A 1,545-nucleotide genomic window follows, 5' to 3' on the forward strand; every position below is an offset into this window, starting at 1 on the left:
CCGAGCTCAAGCCATTGGTAAAGCTTGCGGCCGACTTCTGGATTGAGTTTAAAAGAAGAGCCTTCAAACATGCGGGTATTATCTTTGGAAGTTTCCGCCATATGATCGATACTGATATTGAAATTGAGCATGAACTCGTATTCCATTTCGTCTTTCTGTACCGGTTTGGTCCCGACTTTGCGCGGTGCCATCTTTCCGTTTTCATCCGGTTCAACCACATACTCCGTTTTTGTTCTCAATGTCGCCAAGATGTGGACATCGTTTTGCGTTAAGGTCTTAATCAATTTGGTTGTTTCAGGCGCAAGCTTGCCCCAATTTTGAAATGAGTTGCCTGACATGCTCCCGTGTTTTTCTACTATCCCGCCTTCCCCTTGCCAGTTGTGGGAAAGCGAATCAATTACGACCACCTCGGCCCCAGCGTTTTTGATAGCCTCCACAGCCATTTGATAACGTTCTGTGGTGTAAGGCGGCGTAAAATCAATATGTTTAAAACTACCGATCCGCACGTCATCAAATTGCAGGTTTGCATACAGTTTGGCGCGGCGGTGCTCAGTATCCACAACACCAATCTTTGACCAGACTTCCTCATCGCTTGCTTCTGGGTATGCTTCCCGCATCATTCCGTAAGCAACAAGCAGGGCGCCGGCAGTCTTTCCGGATCCACTCGGCCCGATAAAGCCGACAATTGCCTTTTCCTTTTCACGCTGTGCGTTTGTGACTTGAAACATCTATCACACCTCCACTTTGAAGCTTGTGGAAGCAGGTTCTATTTCTACCCCCGGAACAGCTTGTCCATTTTCATCAACGACAACCTTTTTGCCGTCCACCTCTTTGATAGACAGAGATTTTTTAAAGTCGCCCCATTTGACATCTTCTTTAATAAATTCAGTGAGCTCGGCCTCTTTAACATGCTTGAGAAGCTGGTCCTTATCTGCTGGCTTAGGCTGCTCTTTAATTGCGCGGCTTTTTGACTTGCCGTAAGGTGTGGAAAGTGTTTTTGCTTTCGGATCCTGCTCGAGCAGCTTTGAGTGATAAACGCTGACCAGGTTTTCAAAAAACGCCAGATTGTCCGCGACAGGTTTTAGCTCCTGGGTTTCCCATTCATCGATGCGCTGCCTTTCCGTTGCCGCCAGGGCCTTGATTTCTTTTTCCTGTGTCTTTAAAGCAGCTATTTTCCGAAACGCCCAATTTAGACTATTCATGTCCGTGATCTCAAACTGTGGACGGCTCTCCTGCTGCAGGCTATTATTTGAAATCTCGTTTAGTTCAAACGCCTGTAAAGGATTCATGTATTTTGCCTCCTAATTGATTTTGTATTAAACACCATTTAAAATGATGTTGTTAGGTATTTAGTTTAATTGTCGCCTCTGCCAAGGCGGCTTTTTTATTTGTCATCATCATCCTGGCCGTCTTCGCCTTCATACTTCAAATATTCCAAAGGATAGCCGTAACGGTTGATCTCTGTGATCATTGGATGTTCGATATTCATTGATACACTCTCCTCACAGTTGAAACATTAATCCCTCTGCTTGCAAATTTGGACGC

Annotated in this window: 2 protein-coding genes; both read right to left on the reverse strand. The window is 45.3% G+C overall.

Translation table 11 applies throughout. The features are described 5' to 3' along the window. On the reverse strand, positions 1–728 hold a 728-nt coding region (locus QMZ64_RS22970; protein ID WP_301441636.1), incomplete at its 3' end, for an AAA family ATPase. A 3-nt stretch (positions 729–731) separates the two neighbouring features. Further along, on the reverse strand, positions 732–1,289 hold the full coding sequence (locus QMZ64_RS22975) for a host-nuclease inhibitor Gam family protein (protein WP_096748171.1): 558 nt from the start codon (positions 1,287–1,289) through the stop codon (positions 732–734). Between the last annotated feature and the right edge of the window lie 256 nt (positions 1,290–1,545).

This window comes from Bacillus sp. LB7 (assembly GCF_030449715.1).
Lineage (GTDB): Bacteria > Bacillota > Bacilli > Bacillales > Bacillaceae > Bacillus > Bacillus paralicheniformis.

Coding starts and splice junctions, on each gene's coding strand:
- QMZ64_RS22975 (WP_096748171.1), bottom strand. CDS start 1,289: ATGAATCCTTTACAGGCGTTTGAACTAAACGAGATTTCAAATAATAGC.